Origin of the sequence: Mycolicibacterium aichiense (assembly GCF_010726245.1) — a bacterium.
Lineage (GTDB): Bacteria > Actinomycetota > Actinomycetes > Mycobacteriales > Mycobacteriaceae > Mycobacterium > Mycobacterium aichiense.
In genome coordinates, this window is sequence record NZ_AP022561.1 from 4,726,187 (window position 1) to 4,742,532 (window position 16,346).

Here is a 16,346-nt window from a genome sequence, read left to right on the forward strand (position 1 = left end):
GTGCACCGGTCGAATCCGATGCATACTGGACATGCGAATTTGCCCGGCGTGCGCGCATGCGTCCCCGCAAGCGCCCCTATCGGCCAGGCACGAGCTTCCACGATACCAGGCGGGGCACGCCCCTCCAAACTCGGTGCACGGCGCCTTACTGCAGGTCAACGCCTGAATGCTGGCGCCGGTTCCCGACAGCACCGAATATTCGGGTGCCCGGGTGGGCTCAGCCGTCCGCTTCGTTCCGCCGTGCCATCCCGGCCGCCAGTCGCAGGACCATGTCGGAGAACACCGCGTCGGTGTCCACCATGTTCATCACGCCCGTCATCTCCAGCAGGACGAAACCGTGGATCGCCGCCCAGAACTCCAGCGAGGCGTAGAACGCACCGTCGCCGTCCAGGCCGTACGACGCCAGCACCTCGATCACCGGCGCAGCCGCAGCGTGGGACGCGGCGGTGAACTCGGGGTCGTCACCGCCCAGGGGCATGCGGGTGAAAGCCGAGTATCGGCCCGGGTGATGGTGGGCATAACTGCGGTAGGCGCTGGCCATCGCTGTCACGGCATCGTCGCGGGTGCGGCCCTGCCCGGCGGCCGACAGCATCCGCAGGATGTCGTCGACGACATGCATGCGGACCGTGCGGCGCAGATCATCCAGGCTGTGAACGTGGTTGTAGAGCGACGGACCCTTGGTGCCCAACTGGGTGGCCAGAGCGTTGATGGTCAGTCCGTCCCAGCCTTCCCGATCGAGGAAGGTCAGGGCCGCGTTGACGATGACCTCGCGGCTGAGCTTGTTCGACCTCGCGGACGACCGGTTTCCGGGGCGCGGGCGGACAGCCGCCGACTCCGGTTCCGGCCGAGATGTCATCGCAAGTCCTTCACTGGTGGATCGACGGAGAACTCTAGTTGACCGACCGACTGCTCCGTGGGCTCCAACTCGGGTTGAGTGAAAGTTGAGACATGTCGGTGAGCTGGGGACACCACGTCGGCGCGTACATCATGACCGGCGCTGCCGCCCTGAAGGCGGGTATCACCGGAACGGTCACATCCACGGTGCAGAACCACATCGCCGGGACGAGATCATGCCGGGCAGTCACCACGCAGGGGTCGTAGAACACCGTGATGGCCGATAACGTCGTCTACAACACCACGGCCTCGATGTGGGCCGCGAGGTAGGAATGACAACCGGATCGACCGCGTTCCGGGGTAATCGCGAAGGACGGACGAATGCCGATGCACTCCCCCACCCTCATCGCTGGGATCAGCGTTCTCGCCGCCATCGCCTTGGCGGGTTGCGGATCCACCAGTAAGGAATCACCCTCCCCGACGGCCACCGCCGGACAGTCCGGAGCACAGGTGGAAGTGGGCAACACCATCAATTACGGCTCGTTCGGCACGACCGCGGAGATCGACTGCGCCGACGGCAAGTCGCTGAACGTCGGCGGTTCCAACAACACCTTGACGGTCAAAGGCACGTGCGCGTCGGTGAACATCGGCGGCGCGGACAACAAGATCACGTTCGGCACGATCGACAAGGAACTCTCCGTCGTCGGCCTCAACAACACGATCACCTACAAGGGCGACCCGAAGGTGAACAACCTGGGCTCAGGGAACACGCTCAACAAGTCGTAGCAGTCGCGGCTCACGCCTTCGCACCGTGCCGGCCGGCGCCCTTGGCGAATCGCTGTGCACCGGCAAGAGACTCGGCGGCCACCCGCGACAGGCTGCCGAATTCGAAGTCCATGGCATCGGCTTCGGACCGACCCCACTGGTGCAGCGCCGACATCCGGTCCGAGCGCAGGCACAGCTGCGGAAGCTGGGCCAGTTCGGCGGCGAGTTCCTCGGCGGCCTGGCGGCTCTGGCCTGCCGGGACCACGCGATTGGCCAGGCCGATGGCCAGTGCTTCCTCGGCGCCCACGGCCCGGCCGGTCAGGATCAGGTCCATCGCCCGGCTGTGGCCGATGAGACGAGGCAGGCGCACAGTGCCGCCGTCGATCAGCGGAACCCCCCACCGGCGACAGAACACCCCGAACACGGCATCTTCTTCGGCCACCCGCAGATCGCACCACAGCGCCAGCTCCAGGCCACCGGCCACCGCGTACCCGCTGACCGCGGCGATCACGGGTTTGGACAACTGCATGCGGCTGGGGCCCATTGGCCCGGGGCCATCGCGGTGGGTGGGATTGGTGTCGGGTGTGCCGATGGCCTTGAGATCGGCTCCGGCACAGAAGGTTCCGTTGTCGCCCCACAGGACCGCCACCGATGCCGACTCGTCGTTGTCGAACTCGTCGAAGGCGTTGAACAAGGCCATCGCGGTGGGACCGTCGACGGCATTACGGGCCTGTGGACGGTCGAGGATCACCGTCGTGACGGGCCCATTCTTTTCGACGCGTACCGGATCGGTCATTTTGCCTCCACCAGTTGTCCCTCATCCCGCCGCGCGACCAGTTCGGCGGCGAAGTCTGCATAGGCCCGCCGCAGCGCGGCGCCCGGCCAGCGCGCCGGCAGCAGTTCGTCCGGCAGCACCGGATCGGTGAGCAGGTGGCGCACGATCGCGGCGGCGGCACGGAACCGCGCCGGAATGTCGTCAGCCGCGCCGATGTCATCCAGGAGCTGGCGCCCCGCGTCGGCCCAGCCAGGCAGATCCCACAGCCGCTCGGTCAGCTCAGCCGGATCGTCGTCACGGGCGTGCAACACCCGCACCCGTTCGGCGATCTCGGCGGGCAGCTCGTCGTCGAGGTTGTCCGGGCGCAACCAGACGCCCTCCCGGATCTCGCCGAACCGCTTGAGCTGCAGCATATTTCGCAATGAGGCGCGGGCCCGGGCATCCATACCGACCGCGGTGATCACCACGGTGACCCAGTCGCCGTTCCAGTCGCGCATGCGCGGGTGGAGTGCATCGTCCTGGCGCCGCTGGCGGGTCAACAGCCGGTCCGACAGTCGATACCCGTCATCGGAACGCACCAGATCACCGGCAGCGACCATCCGGGTCAGCGCCACCCGTAGGGTCTGCTCGCGGATCCCGAAATCCGATGTCAGCCGCAGCAATTCGGCCGAGGTGGCCCACGCCGGGTGAGCGCCGAGCAATACGCTCAGCACCACCGAGCGGGCGGTCATCTTCGCCAACGACTGCGGCACCGCGTCAGACCCCCGACGCGCGGCGGCCGTGGTCACCGAACGGCTCGTCGCGGTGGCGGACCGCCTCCCGGAAGCCGTGTTCGCGGGCGTCCGCCACGAACGCGTGCCCCTCCGGGGTGTGCCGGGCGATCCCGTCGAACACCGTGCTGACCATCCGGCTGGTCGCAACACCCTGCTGATACAACGCGGTGTTCATCGCCAGCTTGACCATGATCAACTGGTTCACCGGGACCGCCGCGATTCGCTCGACCAGCCGTTCGGTGCGCTCGTCGAGGTCGGCCGGATCCGGCGCCTCGACAGCCAGGCCCCACTCGGCGGCCTGCGCGCCGGTGATGCAATCCCCGGTCAGCAGAAGGCGTTTGGCCCGCTGATCACCCAGCCGATGCGCCCACAGCCCGGCCGCCGGAACACCCCAGACGCGGGTCGGCGGATAACCGATCTTGGCGTCGGAGGCGGCGATCACCTGATCGGCGTGTAGCGCGATATCGGTGCCGCCAGCCACGCAATAGCCGTGAATCTTGACCACCGTCGGCTTGTCGGCATGCATCAGGCTGGCGAAGCCGCGCACGAAGCGACTCATCATCTGGTAGTCGATCATCGGGTCCCACGGCCGGTCTGCCTTGTGGTTGACCGCCTGCGTCTTGCCGTCGAGGACGGTGCCCTGCCGGTCCCCACCGCCGGCCGACGACGAGCCGTCGGCGTAGGCGCCGAGATCGAAACCGGCGCAGAATCCTTCGCCGCGGCCCGACACCAAGATGACGTGCACGTTGGGGTCCAGGTCGGCGCGTTCGACCAGCGCGGCCAACTCCAGCGGCGTCTCCGCGACGATCGCGTTGCCCTTGTCGGGCCGGTTGAAGGTGATGCGGGCGATCCGATCAGTGACCTCGTAGGTCATCGTCTTGAGTTCGGTCATCCCTTCACCAGGCAACGTTCGATGATCGGCGCGAGGTCGAGCCCGGCGGGCAGCGTCCCGAACGCACCGCCCCAGTTGCCGCCGACCCGGGAGGCCAGGAACGCCTCGGCGACCGCGGGATGACCGTGGCGGACCAGCAGCGAACCTTGCAGCGCCACCGTGATGTCCTCGGCGATCGTGCGTGCGCGGTATTCGATGCCGTCCAGGTTCTCCAGCTCGGATCGCAAGTCGGCCACGTGCGCGTCCAACCGCGCATCCTGGCCGGCGGTGATCGCCAGTTCGTCGAAGAGGACGCCGACGCACTCGGGACGGGTCGCCATGGCGCGCAACGTGTCCAGGGCACTGACGTTGCCCGACCCCTCCCAGATGCCCATCAGTGGCGCCTCCCGGTAGAGGCGCGGCATCCCGGACTCCTCGGCATACCCGTTGCCGCCCAGGCATTCCATTGCCTCGGCGGCGTGCGGGGTGGCACGTTTGCACACCCAGTACTTGGCGGCAGCCAGGCCGATCCTGCGCAGCAGGCTCTCGCGTTCGTCGCCGCGGACCACGGCATCGGTGGCCCCGGCCATCCGCATCGCGACGACGGTCGCCGCCTCTGCCTCGACGGCGAGGTCGGCGATCACATTGCGCATCAACGGCTGGTCGATGAGGTAGGCGCCGAACGCCTTCCGGTGCTGAGTGTGGTGCACCGCGCGGGTCAGGCCGTTGCGCATGCTGGTGGCGCTGCCCAGCGTGCAGTCCAGCCGGGTGAGGTTGACCATCTCGATGATGGTGGGCACGCCGCGGCCTTCCTCGCCGACCAGCCAGGCGATGGCACCGTCGTACTCCACCTCGCTGGAGGCGTTGGCGTGGTTGCCGAGTTTGTCCTTCAAGCGCTGCAAGAACATTCGGTTACGGGTGCCGTCGGGAAGCACGCGCGGCAGCATGAAACAGCTCAGTCCGCCGGGCGCCTGTGCCAGCACCAGGAAGATGTCACTCATCGCCGCGGAGGTGAACCACTTGTGACCGGTGATGGTGTAGCTGCCGTCGCCGTTGGGCACAGCCTGGGTGGTGCCGGCACGGACGTCGGAGCCGCCCTGCTTCTCGGTCATCGACATTCCCGCGGTGATGCCGACTTTGGTGGCAGGCACTGTCAATTCGGGGTCATACGTCCGGCTGGTCAGCAGCGGCTCGTAGATCGCAGCGAGCTCGGGGTTGTGCCGCAGCGCGGGGACGACGGCGTAGGTCATCGAGATCGGGCAGACGTGCCCGGGCTCGGGAGTCCATACCCCCATCTTCGCCGCGCGCACCACGTGGGCGCCGGGACGGTCGTCCGCCCACGGCGCGGCGTGCACCCCGTGAGCGATCGCCGTGCGCATCAACTCGTGATAGGCGGGGTCGTATTCGATCTCGTCGACGCGGTAGCCGTAGCGGTCGTGGGTGTGCAGGATCGGCTGGTTGCGATCGGCAAGCTCGCCCCAGCGCTGGGCCTGAGCGCTGCCCGCGAGCGCGCCGAGCTGGGTGACCTCGTCCAATCCCCACTGGCCGCCCTCGCGGATGAGGGCCTCGATCAGGACCGGCGAGCTGGCCGGGTTGTGGTCCGTCAGCGGCGGGACCTGGTTGGTGACGACATGCGTGTCCGACATGGCACCACTATTACAGTTCTACGACAATCGCACAAGATTCGTAATATGGCAGGCTGGATGACGTGAAGCCGAACTCCGTCATCCACGCCGCCACCCAGTGGCTCGAACACGAACCGGTGCCCGCCGACCAGTCGGTGCGCGGTGAGCCGCACACCGGGACAGCCGAACTCGGATCGTTCGGCGGCCTCGAGGTCGGGGTGTGGGAGATGACACCCGGAGTCATGCGCGACATCGAGGCCGACGAACTGTTCGTGGTGCTCTCCGGTGCCGCCACCGTCGAATTCGACGACGGCTCCCCGACGCTCACGCTGGGCGCCGGCGACGTGGTGCGGTTGGCCAAGGACACCCCGACGGTGTGGACGGTGACCGAGACGCTGCGAAAGGTCTATCTGGTCTAGGTTCGGCGGGCTGGGGGTACCGCCCGGCCGAAGGCGAGGGGCGAGCGAAGCGACCCGGGTAATTAGGCGCGCCGGCCGGGGTGCGCGGCGAAGAAGTCCCACATCCGCTCGGTGGCGAATGATGGCCAGTCGTGTTTGCCACCGGCCACGGTGATCAGCTCGACGCTGCGCCCATTCGGACAGCTGGCGACCGAGGTCGTGAGATCTCCGTCGACGGTCGTCGCCGGGGATCCGCATCGATCGACGTTGCGCCAGAACGCACTGACATCTGGCGGTGTCATGGTCGCGATCGGCAGGGCGGTCCCAGGTTGACCGTCATAGCGGACCAGACGGTCGTCGGTGCCGTGGATGTGCAGCACCGACGTCGGGTGCGGCGCCGGGCAGGTAGCGAGCTGAGTTGCCGCGTCCGGCCCGATAGCCGCGAAAAGGCCGGTGTTGCAGGCCAATTTGTACGCCATCATGCCGCCGTTGCTGATCCCCGCGGCATAGATGCGCGTCGTGTCGATGTCCAGCTTCTCGGTGATGTTGCGGACAGCGGCGGTGATGAAACCGACGTCGTCGACGTTGTCCTTGCGCGCTTGTCCGCAACACCAGTCGGCGTTCCACGATCCGCCCACCCCGTCGGGGTAGGCGACCACGAACTTGGCGGAGTCGGCCTGCTCGTCCCAGCCGTACTTCCGCTGCGCCTGTTTGGCGCTACCGGTCCACCCGTGCAGCATCACGACCAGCGGCGCCGGCTTCGGCAGACCGTCGGGAACGTAGAGCCGGTAGTCGCGGTCGACGCCGCCGACCCGGATCGTGTGCGCGCTGACACCCGGCGCGAATCCGGTCGCGGGCGCGCAGGCCGCCACCAGAACCAGCGCAACCACCAGCGCGACTCGACGAGCCCACACGGCTAGCTGAGGTGTTCGCGAAGAAAGGCGATGTCGTCCTTGCGTCCCTCGTCGGCCGTCTCACAGATCACCGGTGCGTCGGCCGCCTGCACGACCGCGACCAGAAGTTGCGGATCAATCTGTCCTGCACCGAAATTGGCGTGCCGGTCAGCGCCGGACCCCTTGGCATCGCGGGAATCGTTGCAGTGCACCAGGTCGATGCGGCCGGTGATGGCTTTGATGCGCTCGACGGCGTCGATCAGCTCCTCGCCGGCCGCCCAGGCGTGGCAGGTGTCAAGGCAGAATCCGATGCCGGTATCGGCGATGCGCTCCCACAGCCGGGCGATCGTGTCGAAGTGGCGCGCCATCGCATGATCGCCGCCGGCGGTGTTCTCCAGATACACCGGCACACTGGTCTCCAGCTGCGCCAGAGCCTTGGCCCAGCGCTCGAAGCCGGCCTCCATGTCGTTGTCGTCGGCGTGACCGCCGTGCACGATCACCGCTGTCGCGTCGATCTCGGCGGCGGCGTCGCAGGTGTCCTGCAGGATCTTGCGCGACGGGATGCGCACCCGGTTGTTGGCCGACGCCACGTTGATCAGATATGGCGCATGCACGTACAGCGGGACCGGCGACGCCTTCAGCGTCTCGGCATCGTCGCGCGGTTTGGGCTTCTTCCAGCTCTGCGGATTGCCGAGAAAGAACTGCACTGCCTCGGCGCCGTCGGCGGCCGCAGCCGCCAGCGGGTCATCGCCGTGGACATGGGAACCAATGAGCACACAGTCGAGTCTAGGCGCGCGCACCGACGCCGCGCACAGCCGTCATCTCCGCCAGAACAGGTGATGGGTGACCCCACTCGGGCTTGGCACGACCTCGTGGTGGAACCGGTCGTCGAGCTCGTCGGGCGACTCCCACAGCCGCGATCCGGCTCCGATCGTCATATCGGCGACCGCCACGTGCAGCGTGTCCACCAAGCCGGCGTCGAGGAACTCCCGAACCGTCGTCGCACCCCCGCCGAGCCGAACGTCCTTGCCGGCGGCGGCCGCCTTCGCCTGCTCCACGACGCGGGCCGGGCTGTCCGAGGTGAAGTGAAATGTCGTCTCCCCCAACGTCAGCGACGACCGTTCGTGGTGGGTCATGACGAACACCGGGGTGTGGAACGGCGGCTCCTCGCCCCACCAGCCGCGCCACTCGGGGTGGTCCTCCCACGGTCCGCGGTAGGGACTGAACTTGTTGCGGCCCATGATCTCCGCGCCGATGTTGTTGTAGAAGTCACGGGTGAAGTAGTCGTCGAGGCCGCGAGTACCACCCGGGTCGCGCCGGCCCACCCAACTGGCCGTCGCGCCCACCCAGGCGAACAGAGCGGGCTGATCGGCGTCGCCGAATGGCCGCTCGAAACACTGGTTGAGACCCGCGCCGAAGCCGTCGCGCGACACCATGAAGTTGTGGACTCTGAGCAGTTGGGTCATAGCGGTTAGACCCCGGTGGTCAACCAAACTCATCGCGCGGCCGCCGAGCGTAACGCCAGGGTGGCATTCGGCGCCGAAACCCGCCCTGGCGTTACGTTCGGCAACAGAAAAAAGCCCCCGCCGAGGCGGGGGCTTTTTCCTTGACTAGCTACCGGTAATCCGAGTAACCGTAATCGTCCAACGGCACCGCGGCACCGGTGGCCTGGCCGAAGTCCGGGCTGTAGTACTGATCCTCGTAGGACGGGATCGTGTACGCCGCAGCACGGGCTTCCTCGGTCGGCTGCACCTGGATGTTGCGGTAGCGGTTGATACCGGTACCGGCCGGGATCAGCTTGCCGATGATCACGTTCTCCTTCAGACCCTGCAGCTTGTCGCTGCGGCAGTTGATCGCCGCATCGGTCAGCACGCGAGTGGTCTCCTGGAACGACGCCGCCGACAGCCACGAATCGGTGGCCAGCGACGCCTTGGTGATACCCATCAGCACCGGACGGCCGGCCGCGGGCTCGGCGCCCTCGGCGACAACCCGACGGTTCTCCGACTCGAACTCGCCGCGCTCGGTCAGCGAGCCGGGCAGGAACTCCGTTGCGCCCGAGTCGATGATCGTGACGCGCCGCAGCATCTGCCGGACGATGACCTCGATGTGCTTGTCGTGGATCGACACACCCTGCGCCCGGTAGACCTCCTGGACTTCCTTGACCAGGTGGATCTGCACCTTGCGCGGGCCCTCGATACGCAGCACCTCGTGCGGGTCGGCCGAGCCCTCGAGGAGCTGCTGGCCCACCTCGACGTGGTCACCGTTGACCAGCAGTCGCTCGGAACCGTCGTCGTGCTTGAACACCTTCAACCGCTGACGCTTGGAGAGCTTGTCGTACACGACCTCCTCGCTCCCGTCGTCGGGAACGATGGTGATCTTGTAGAACTTGTCGGTCTCCTCCAGCTGGACCCGCCCTGCGACGTCGGCGATCGGTGCGCGGTTCCGCGGAATACGCGCCTCGAACAGCTCCTGCACGCGGGGCAGACCACCGACGATGTCGGCGCCACCGGTAACACCACCCTGGTGGAAGGTGCGCATGGTCAGCTGCGTGCCGGGCTCACCGATGGACTGCGCGGCCACGATGCCGACGGCCTCGCCGATGTCCACCAGCTTGCCGGTGGCCATCGAACGGCCGTAGCACATCGCGCACACACCCGAGGCGCTGGTGCAGGTGAGCACCGAGCGGACCTTGACCGAGGTGATGCCGGCCTCCAGCAGGGCGTCGATCGCCGGGTCGCCGAGATCGTGTCCGGCGGTGACGACGACGTTGCCTGCTTCGTCGACCGCGTCTGCGGCCAGCGTGCGGGCGTACGCCGAGGTCTCGACGTGCGGATCCCGGATCAGGCTGCCGTCGGCCTGGCGCTCGGCCAGGTCGACCAGGATGCCGCGCTCGGTGCCGCAGTCGTGCTCACGCACGATCACGTCCTGGCTGACGTCCACCAGACGACGGGTCAGGTAACCCGAGTCGGCGGTACGAAGAGCGGTGTCCGCCAGACCCTTACGGGCGCCGTGGGTGTTGATGAAGTACTCCAGCACCGTCAGGCCCTCGCGGAACGAGGACTTGATCGGCCGCGGGATGAACTCACCCTTCGGGTTGGTCACCAGACCCTTCATGCCGGCCAGCGTCCGAGTCTGGGTGAAGTTACCCGTCGCACCGGAATCCACGATCGTGATGATCGGGTTGTCGTTGGGGTAGTGCGCCCGCAACGCGTTACCGACCTCTTCGGTGGCTTCCTTCCACAGCTCGACAAGCGCGTCGTTGCGCTCCTGCTTGTTGAGCGCGCCGCGCTGGTACTTCTTCTCGATCCCGTCGGCTTCGGCCTCGTAACGCTCGAGGATCTCCTGCTTCTCCGGCGGCACGATGACGTCGGCCATCGAGACCGTGACACCCGAACGGGTGGCCCAGTGGAAACCGGCGTCCTTGAGCTTGTCGACGGTCTGCGCGACGACGATCATCGGGTAGCGCTCGGCCAGATCGTTGATGATCCGGGCCTGGACCTTCTTGTGCATCTGCTCGTTGACGAACGGATACCCCTGCGGCAGAAGCTCATTGAAGAGCACCCGGCCCAGCGTGGTCTCGGCGGTCCAGGCATTGCCCGGGCGCCAGCCGTTCTCGCCGAACAGCTCGTTCTCGACCTCATGCGGCGGACGCAGCTGCGTCAGGCGCACCTTGATCTGAGCGCGAACCGACAGTGCACCACGGTCCATCGCCATGATCGCCTCGGCCGGCGAGCTGTACACACCGGTCTCCGGCGCATCCTTGGCGGCAGCGGTGTACTCACCCTTTTCGCCGGCAACCAGCGTGGTCAGGAAGTACAGACCCGTGACCATGTCCAGACGCGGCATGGCCAACGGCTTGCCCGACGCCGGCGACAGGATGTTGTTGGACGACAGCATCAGGATGCGGGCCTCGGCCTGCGCCTCGGCGCTCAGCGGCAGGTGAACCGCCATCTGGTCGCCGTCGAAGTCGGCGTTGAACGCCTCACAGACCAGCGGGTGCAGCTGGATGGCCTTACCCTCCACCAGCTGCGGCTCGAAGGCCTGGATACCGAGGCGGTGCAGCGTGGGTGCACGGTTGAGCAGCACCGGGTGCTCGGCGATGACCTCTTCGAGGACATCCCACACCTGGGGACGCTGACGCTCGACCATCCGCTTGGCGCTCTTGATGTTCTGCGCGTGGTTGAGATCGACCAGACGCTTCATCACGAACGGCTTGAACAGCTCGAGAGCCATCAGCTTCGGCAGACCGCACTGGTGCAGCTTGAGCTGCGGGCCGACCACGATGACCGAACGGCCCGAGTAGTCGACACGCTTACCGAGCAGGTTCTGACGGAACCGGCCCTGCTTGCCCTTGAGCAGATCGGACAGCGACTTGAGCGGACGGTTGCCCGGCCCGGTGACGGGCCGGCCACGACGGCCGTTGTCGAACAGCGCGTCCACCGACTCCTGCAGCATCCGCTTCTCGTTGTTGACGATGATCTCGGGAGCGCCGAGGTCGATCAGTCGCTTCAACCGGTTGTTGCGGTTGATCACGCGGCGGTACAGGTCGTTGAGGTCGGAGGTCGCGAAGCGGCCACCATCGAGCTGGACCATCGGGCGCAGCTCCGGCGGGATCACCGGCACCGCGTCGAGGACCATGCCCATCGGCGAGTTGCCCGACTGCTGGAACGCGGCGACCACCTTCAGGCGCTTGAGGGCGCGAAGCTTCTTCTGCCCCTTGCCGTTACGGATGGTGTCGCGCAGGCTCTCGGCCTCGGCGTCGATGTCGAAGGTCTCGATGAGCTTCTGAATCGACTCCGCACCCATCGAGCCCTGGAAGTACTCGCCGTAGCGGTCGACCAGCTCGCGGTACAGGTTCTCGTCGACGATGAGCTGCTTGACGGCCAGCTTGGTGAAGGTCGTCCAGATCTCGTCGAGCCGGTCCAGCTCACGCTGGGCCCGGTCGCGCAGCTGACGCATCTCGCGCTCGCCACCGTCGCGCACCTTGCGGCGCACGTCGGACTTGGCACCCTCGGCCTCGAGCTCGGCCAGGTCGGCCTCGAGCTTCTGGGCGCGGGCCTCCAGGTCGGAGTCACGCTGATCGGCGACCGCCTTCTTCTCGACCTCCATCTCGGCTTCGAGAGTGGAGAGCTCGTTGTGGCGCATCTCCTCGTCGACCGCGGTGATCACGTAGGCGGCGAAGTAGATGATCTTCTCGAGATCCTTCGGCGCCAGGTCCAGCAGATAGCCCAAGCGCGACGGAACGCCCTTGAAGTACCAGATGTGCGTGACCGGTGCGGCCAGCTCGATGTGGCCCATCCGCTCGCGACGCACCTTGGCGCGAGTGACCTCGACGCCGCAGCGCTCGCAGATGATGCCCTTGAAGCGGACGCGCTTGTACTTGCCGCAGTAGCACTCCCAGTCGCGAGTCGGTCCGAAGATCTTCTCGCAGAACAGGCCGTCCTTCTCTGGCTTGAGCGTGCGGTAGTTGATGGTCTCCGGCTTCTTGACCTCACCGAAGGACCAGGTGCGGATGTCGTCCGCGGTCGCAAGACCGATCCGGAGTTCATCGAAGAAGTTGACGTCTAGCACGTAACTCCCTTTCCCCTTTCGGGACTAGAAATACTGGTTAGCGCCGCGGCTCCGCCGCAATTAGGCAAGGTCTTCGACAGAGGCAGATTCGTTGCGCGACAAGTTGATTCCGAGGTTCGCGGCAGCCCGCTCCAAGTCCTCGTCGTCACCGTCACGCATCTCGATTGCCGCGCCGTCCGAAGACAGCACCTCAACGTTCAAGCACAGCGACTGCAGCTCCTTGAGCAGCACCTTGAACGACTCCGGAATGCCCGGCTCGGGGATGTTCTCGCCCTTGACGATCGCCTCGTAGACCTTGACCCGGCCGACGGTGTCGTCGGACTTGATGGTCAAGAGCTCCTGCAGCGTGTACGCCGCGCCGTAGGCCTGCATGGCCCAGCACTCCATCTCACCGAATCGCTGACCACCGAACTGCGCCTTACCACCGAGCGGCTGCTGGGTGATCATCGAGTACGGACCGGTCGAGCGGGCGTGGATCTTGTCATCCACCAGGTGGTGCAGCTTGAGGATGTACATGTAGCCGACCGTCACCGGGTACGGGAACGGTTCGCCGCTGCGGCCGTCGTAGAGCACGGCCTTGCCGTCACCGTTGACGAGAACCTCGCCGTCACGGTTGGGCAGCGTCGAGCTCAGCAGACCCTGCAGCTCCTCTTCGCGAGCACCGTCGAACACCGGCGTCGAGACGATGCTGTTCGGCTCCGACGACAGCATGTCCTCGGGCAGGTTGGCAGCCCACTCGGGCTTCCCGCCGACGACATCGATGTTCCACCCGGCCTTGGCGACCCACCCGAGGTGGGTTTCCAGGATCTGGCCGATGTTCATACGACGCGGCACACCGTGGGTGTTCAGGATGATGTCCACCGGGGTGCCGTCCGGAAGGAACGGCATGTCCTCGACGGGCAGGATCTTGCCGATGACGCCCTTGTTGCCGTGGCGTCCGGCGAGCTTGTCGCCGTCGGAGATCTTGCGCTTCTGGGCCACGTAGACGCGGACCAGCTCGTTGACGCCGGCGGGCAGCTCGTCGTCGTCCTCGCGGGAGAACACCCGGATGCCGATGACCTTGCCGGACTCACCGTGCGGCACCTTCAGCGACGTGTCGCGGACCTCGCGCGCCTTCTCACCGAAGATCGCGCGGAGCAGCCGCTCCTCCGGGGTCAGCTCGGTCTCACCCTTCGGGGTGACCTTGCCGACCAGGATGTCGCCGTCGCGGACCTCGGCGCCGATGCGGATGATGCCGCGCTCGTCGAGATCGGCCAGCACCTCATCGGAGACGTTCGGGATGTCCCGGGTGATCTCCTCGGCGCCCAGCTTGGTGTCGCGGGCATCGATCTCGTGCTCTTCGATGTGAATCGAGGTGAGCACGTCCTCCTCAACCAGACGGTTGGACAGGATGATCGCGTCCTCGTAGTTGTGGCCCTCCCACGGCATGACGGCGACGAGCAGGTTCTTGCCCAGCGCCATCTCGCCGTTCTCGGTGCACGGACCGTCGGCGAGCACCTGGCCCGACTCGACGCGCTGCCCGGCGTCCACGATCGGACGCTGGTTGGCGCACGTGCCGTGGTTGGAGCGGGCGAACTTGCGCATCCGGTAGGTGTGCCGGGTGCCGTCGTCGGCCATCACGGTGATGTAGTCGGCGGAGACTTCCTCGACCACACCGGCCTTCTCGGTGACGATGACATCGCCGGCGTCGATGGCCGCACGCAGTTCCATGCCGGTGCCCACCAGCGGTGCCTCGCTACGCACCAGCGGAACCGCCTGGCGCTGCATGTTGGCACCCATCAGGGCACGGTTGGCGTCGTCGTGCTCGAGGAACGGGATCATCGCGGTCGCGACCGACACCATCTGGCGCGGCGAGACGTCCATGAAGTCGACCTCGGTGGCGTCGACGTACTCGACCTCGCCGCCCTTACGGCGAACCAGCACGCGGGGCTCGGTGAAGCGCCCGTCGTCGGCGGTCGGCGAGTTGGCCTGCGCCACGACGTGGCGGTCCTCCTCGTCCGCGGTCAGGTAATGGATCTCGTCGGTGACCTTGCCGCCCTCGACCTTGCGGTACGGCGTCTCGATGAAGCCGAACGGGTTCACCCGGGCGTACACCGACAGCGAGCCGATCAGACCGATGTTCGGACCCTCAGGGGTCTCGATCGGGCACATCCGGCCGTAGTGGCTGGAGTGCACGTCGCGGACCTCCAGGCCGGCGCGCTCACGGGACAGACCACCCGGGCCCAGCGCCGACAGACGACGCTTGTGGGTCAGACCCGACAGTGGGTTGTTCTGGTCCATGAACTGCGACAGCTGGCTGGTGCCGAAGAACTCCTTGATCGCCGCCACGACGGGACGGATGTTGATCAGGGTCTGCGGCGTGATCGCCTCGACGTCCTGGGTGGTCATCCGCTCGCGGACGACGCGCTCCATGCGGGACAGGCCGACCCGGATCTGGTTCTGGATCAGCTCGCCGACGGTGCGCAGGCGACGGTTACCGAAGTGATCGATGTCGTCGACCTCGACCGGGACCTCGACGCCGCCGGGAGCGGTCATCGTGGTCTGGCCCTCGTGCAGGCGCACCAGGTACTCGATGGTCGCGACGATGTCCTCTTCGGTCAGCGTCGAGCTCGTGATCGGCTGGCCCGCGTTGAGGCCCAGCTTCTTGTTGACCTTGTAGCGGCCCACCCGGGCCAGGTCGTAGCGCTTGTCCTTGAAGAACAGGTTCTCCAGCAGGGTCTGCGCGGACTCCTTGGTCGGCGGTTCGCCCGGGCGCAGCTTCCGGTAGATGTCCAGCAGCGCCTCGTCGGTGCCGGCGGTGTTGTCCTTCTCCAGCGTCGACATCATGATCTCGGAAAAGCCGAAGCGCTCCCGGATCTGCTCGTTGGTCCAGCCGAGCGCCTTGAGCAGCACGGTGACCGGCTGGCGGCGCTTGCGGTCGATCCGCACACCAACGGTGTCGCGCTTGTCGACGTCGAATTCCAGCCACGCACCGCGGCCGGGGATCACCTTGACGCTGTGCAGCGTCTTCTCGGTGGACTTGTCGATGCTGTCGTCGAAGTACACACCCGGCGACCGGACCAGCTGGCTCACCACGACACGCTCGGTGCCGTTGATGATGAAGGTGCCCTTCTCGGTCATCATCGGGAAGTCACCCATGAAGACCGTCTGGCTCTTGATCTCGCCGGTGTTGTTGTTGATGAACTCGGCCGTGACGAACAGCGGGGCCGCGTACGTCATGTCCTTGTCTTTGCACTCGTCAACCGGAGCCTTGACCTCGTCGAAACGCGGGTCGGAGAAGCTCAGCGACATCGAGCCGGAGAAGTCCTCGATCGGCGACAGCTCGGTGAGTACCTCTTCGAGGCCACCCACCGGGTTGACGTCACCGCGAGCTTCTGCGATCGCGCGCCAGCGCGGCGAGCCGATCAGCCACTCAAACGACTCCGTTTGGACGTCGAGCAGGCCGGGTACTTCTAGCGGCTCGCGCAGCTTCGCGAAGGAAATTCGTTTTGGTGCTCCGGGAACGGAGTTAGAAGTAGTAGTCGTTTTGCTCTGGCTAGAGACTGCCAAGATGCATCCTTCCAGCACCTAATGCGACAGACCGGAAGCATCCGGGAGGTCGCGATATCTGCGTCGGTTCGGCTGGCCTACTCGAGGCCCGGGCCTTTCCCCGGACGCACGCGACATGTAAACAGGTCTCGAGCTGGAACGTCTTGGCTCAGACTGGAGGACCGGTGGTGTCTGTCAGGTGCAGGTTGAGGTGGGCAGGAGGCAGCCAGCGCAACGTCCAACAATAGCGGAAGACGGCGCATTCCTCAACAAGCTCATGCCGGGCGGGCTGGCGCTGGCTGGCGATCTAGCT

13 protein-coding genes are annotated in these 16,346 nt (G+C 66.4%); 3 read left to right on the forward strand and 10 right to left on the reverse strand.

Going from position 1 to position 16,346, the window contains the following annotated elements:
* Positions 1–217: 217 nt before the first annotated feature.
* On the reverse strand, positions 218–856 hold the full coding sequence (locus tag G6N32_RS22860; protein WP_115321988.1) for a TetR/AcrR family transcriptional regulator: 639 nt from the start codon (positions 854–856) through the stop codon (positions 218–220).
* A gap of 92 nt (positions 857–948) precedes the next feature.
* Here G6N32_RS22860 and G6N32_RS22865 point away from each other — a divergent pair, with 92 nt between their 5' ends.
* The gene (locus G6N32_RS22865; protein WP_163789391.1) at positions 949–1,101 is read left to right on the forward strand and encodes a hypothetical protein; all 153 of its coding nucleotides are present in this window, start codon (positions 949–951) and stop codon (positions 1,099–1,101) included.
* A 120-nt stretch (positions 1,102–1,221) separates the two neighbouring features.
* On the forward strand, positions 1,222–1,620 hold the full coding sequence (locus G6N32_RS22870; RefSeq protein ID WP_115322097.1) for a DUF3060 domain-containing protein: 399 nt from the start codon (positions 1,222–1,224) through the stop codon (positions 1,618–1,620).
* A gap of 10 nt (positions 1,621–1,630) precedes the next feature.
* Here the strand turns inward: G6N32_RS22870 and G6N32_RS22875 are convergent, their stop codons facing one another.
* From G6N32_RS22875 to G6N32_RS22890, 4 genes are read right to left on the reverse strand one after another with little or no spacing between them, the layout of a single operon-like run.
* A complete protein-coding gene (locus G6N32_RS22875) occupies positions 1,631–2,395 on the reverse strand; it encodes a crotonase/enoyl-CoA hydratase family protein (RefSeq protein WP_115321989.1) in 765 nt (254 codons plus the stop codon).
* Positions 2,392–3,105 (reverse strand): PaaX family transcriptional regulator C-terminal domain-containing protein, encoded by a 714-nt coding sequence (locus G6N32_RS22880; protein WP_115322098.1) that lies wholly within the window; start codon positions 3,103–3,105, stop codon positions 2,392–2,394. The genes G6N32_RS22875 and G6N32_RS22880 overlap by 4 nt, the downstream gene beginning before the upstream one ends.
* A 25-nt stretch (positions 3,106–3,130) precedes the next feature.
* Positions 3,131–4,039 (reverse strand): crotonase/enoyl-CoA hydratase family protein, encoded by a 909-nt coding sequence (locus tag G6N32_RS22885; protein ID WP_115321990.1) that lies wholly within the window; start codon positions 4,037–4,039, stop codon positions 3,131–3,133.
* The gene (locus tag G6N32_RS22890; protein ID WP_115321991.1) at positions 4,036–5,664 is read right to left on the reverse strand and encodes an acyl-CoA dehydrogenase family protein; all 1,629 of its coding nucleotides are present in this window, start codon (positions 5,662–5,664) and stop codon (positions 4,036–4,038) included. The genes G6N32_RS22885 and G6N32_RS22890 overlap by 4 nt, the downstream gene beginning before the upstream one ends.
* A gap of 62 nt (positions 5,665–5,726) precedes the next feature.
* Here G6N32_RS22890 and G6N32_RS22895 point away from each other — a divergent pair, with 62 nt between their 5' ends.
* Positions 5,727–6,062 (forward strand): cupin domain-containing protein, encoded by a 336-nt coding sequence (locus G6N32_RS22895; protein ID WP_115321992.1) that lies wholly within the window; start codon positions 5,727–5,729, stop codon positions 6,060–6,062.
* Between the two features lie 62 nt (positions 6,063–6,124).
* On the opposite strand, the gene G6N32_RS22900 is transcribed toward G6N32_RS22895, so the two are convergent.
* From G6N32_RS22900 to rpoB, 5 genes are all read right to left on the reverse strand, one after another.
* The gene (locus G6N32_RS22900) at positions 6,125–6,955 is read right to left on the reverse strand and encodes a CE1 family esterase (RefSeq protein ID WP_115321993.1); all 831 of its coding nucleotides are present in this window, start codon (positions 6,953–6,955) and stop codon (positions 6,125–6,127) included.
* A 2-nt stretch (positions 6,956–6,957) separates the two neighbouring features.
* Positions 6,958–7,710: a deoxyribonuclease IV gene (locus G6N32_RS22905; protein WP_115321994.1), complete on the reverse strand. Its 753-nt coding sequence runs from the start codon at positions 7,708–7,710 to the stop codon at positions 6,958–6,960.
* A gap of 42 nt (positions 7,711–7,752) precedes the next feature.
* Complete coding sequence (locus tag G6N32_RS22910; RefSeq protein WP_115321995.1) at positions 7,753–8,400, reverse strand: dihydrofolate reductase family protein; 648 nt, start codon at positions 8,398–8,400, stop codon at positions 7,753–7,755.
* 148 nt (positions 8,401–8,548) lie between these two features.
* A complete protein-coding gene (locus tag G6N32_RS22915; protein WP_115321996.1) occupies positions 8,549–12,505 on the reverse strand; it encodes a DNA-directed RNA polymerase subunit beta' in 3,957 nt (1,318 codons plus the stop codon).
* 60 nt (positions 12,506–12,565) lie between these two features.
* Complete coding sequence (gene rpoB / locus G6N32_RS22920) at positions 12,566–16,072, reverse strand: DNA-directed RNA polymerase subunit beta (RefSeq protein WP_115321997.1); 3,507 nt, start codon at positions 16,070–16,072, stop codon at positions 12,566–12,568.
* Between the last annotated feature and the right edge of the window lie 274 nt (positions 16,073–16,346).

Excerpts from the sequence above, each read along its gene's own strand:
- G6N32_RS22860 (WP_115321988.1), bottom strand. The coding sequence starts at position 856 with ATGACATCTCGGCCGGAACCGGAGTCGGCGGCTGTCCGCCCGCGCCCC.
- G6N32_RS22865 (WP_163789391.1), top strand. The coding sequence starts at position 949 with ATGTCGGTGAGCTGGGGACACCACGTCGGCGCGTACATCATGACCGGC.
- G6N32_RS22870 (WP_115322097.1), top strand. The coding sequence starts at position 1,222 with ATGCACTCCCCCACCCTCATCGCTGGGATCAGCGTTCTCGCCGCCATC.
- G6N32_RS22875 (WP_115321989.1), bottom strand. The coding sequence starts at position 2,395 with ATGACCGATCCGGTACGCGTCGAAAAGAATGGGCCCGTCACGACGGTG.
- G6N32_RS22880 (WP_115322098.1), bottom strand. The coding sequence starts at position 3,105 with ATGACCGCCCGCTCGGTGGTGCTGAGCGTATTGCTCGGCGCTCACCCG.
- G6N32_RS22885 (WP_115321990.1), bottom strand. The coding sequence starts at position 4,039 with ATGACCGAACTCAAGACGATGACCTACGAGGTCACTGATCGGATCGCC.
- G6N32_RS22890 (WP_115321991.1), bottom strand. The coding sequence starts at position 5,664 with ATGTCGGACACGCATGTCGTCACCAACCAGGTCCCGCCGCTGACGGAC.
- G6N32_RS22910 (WP_115321995.1), bottom strand. The coding sequence starts at position 8,400 with ATGACCCAACTGCTCAGAGTCCACAACTTCATGGTGTCGCGCGACGGC.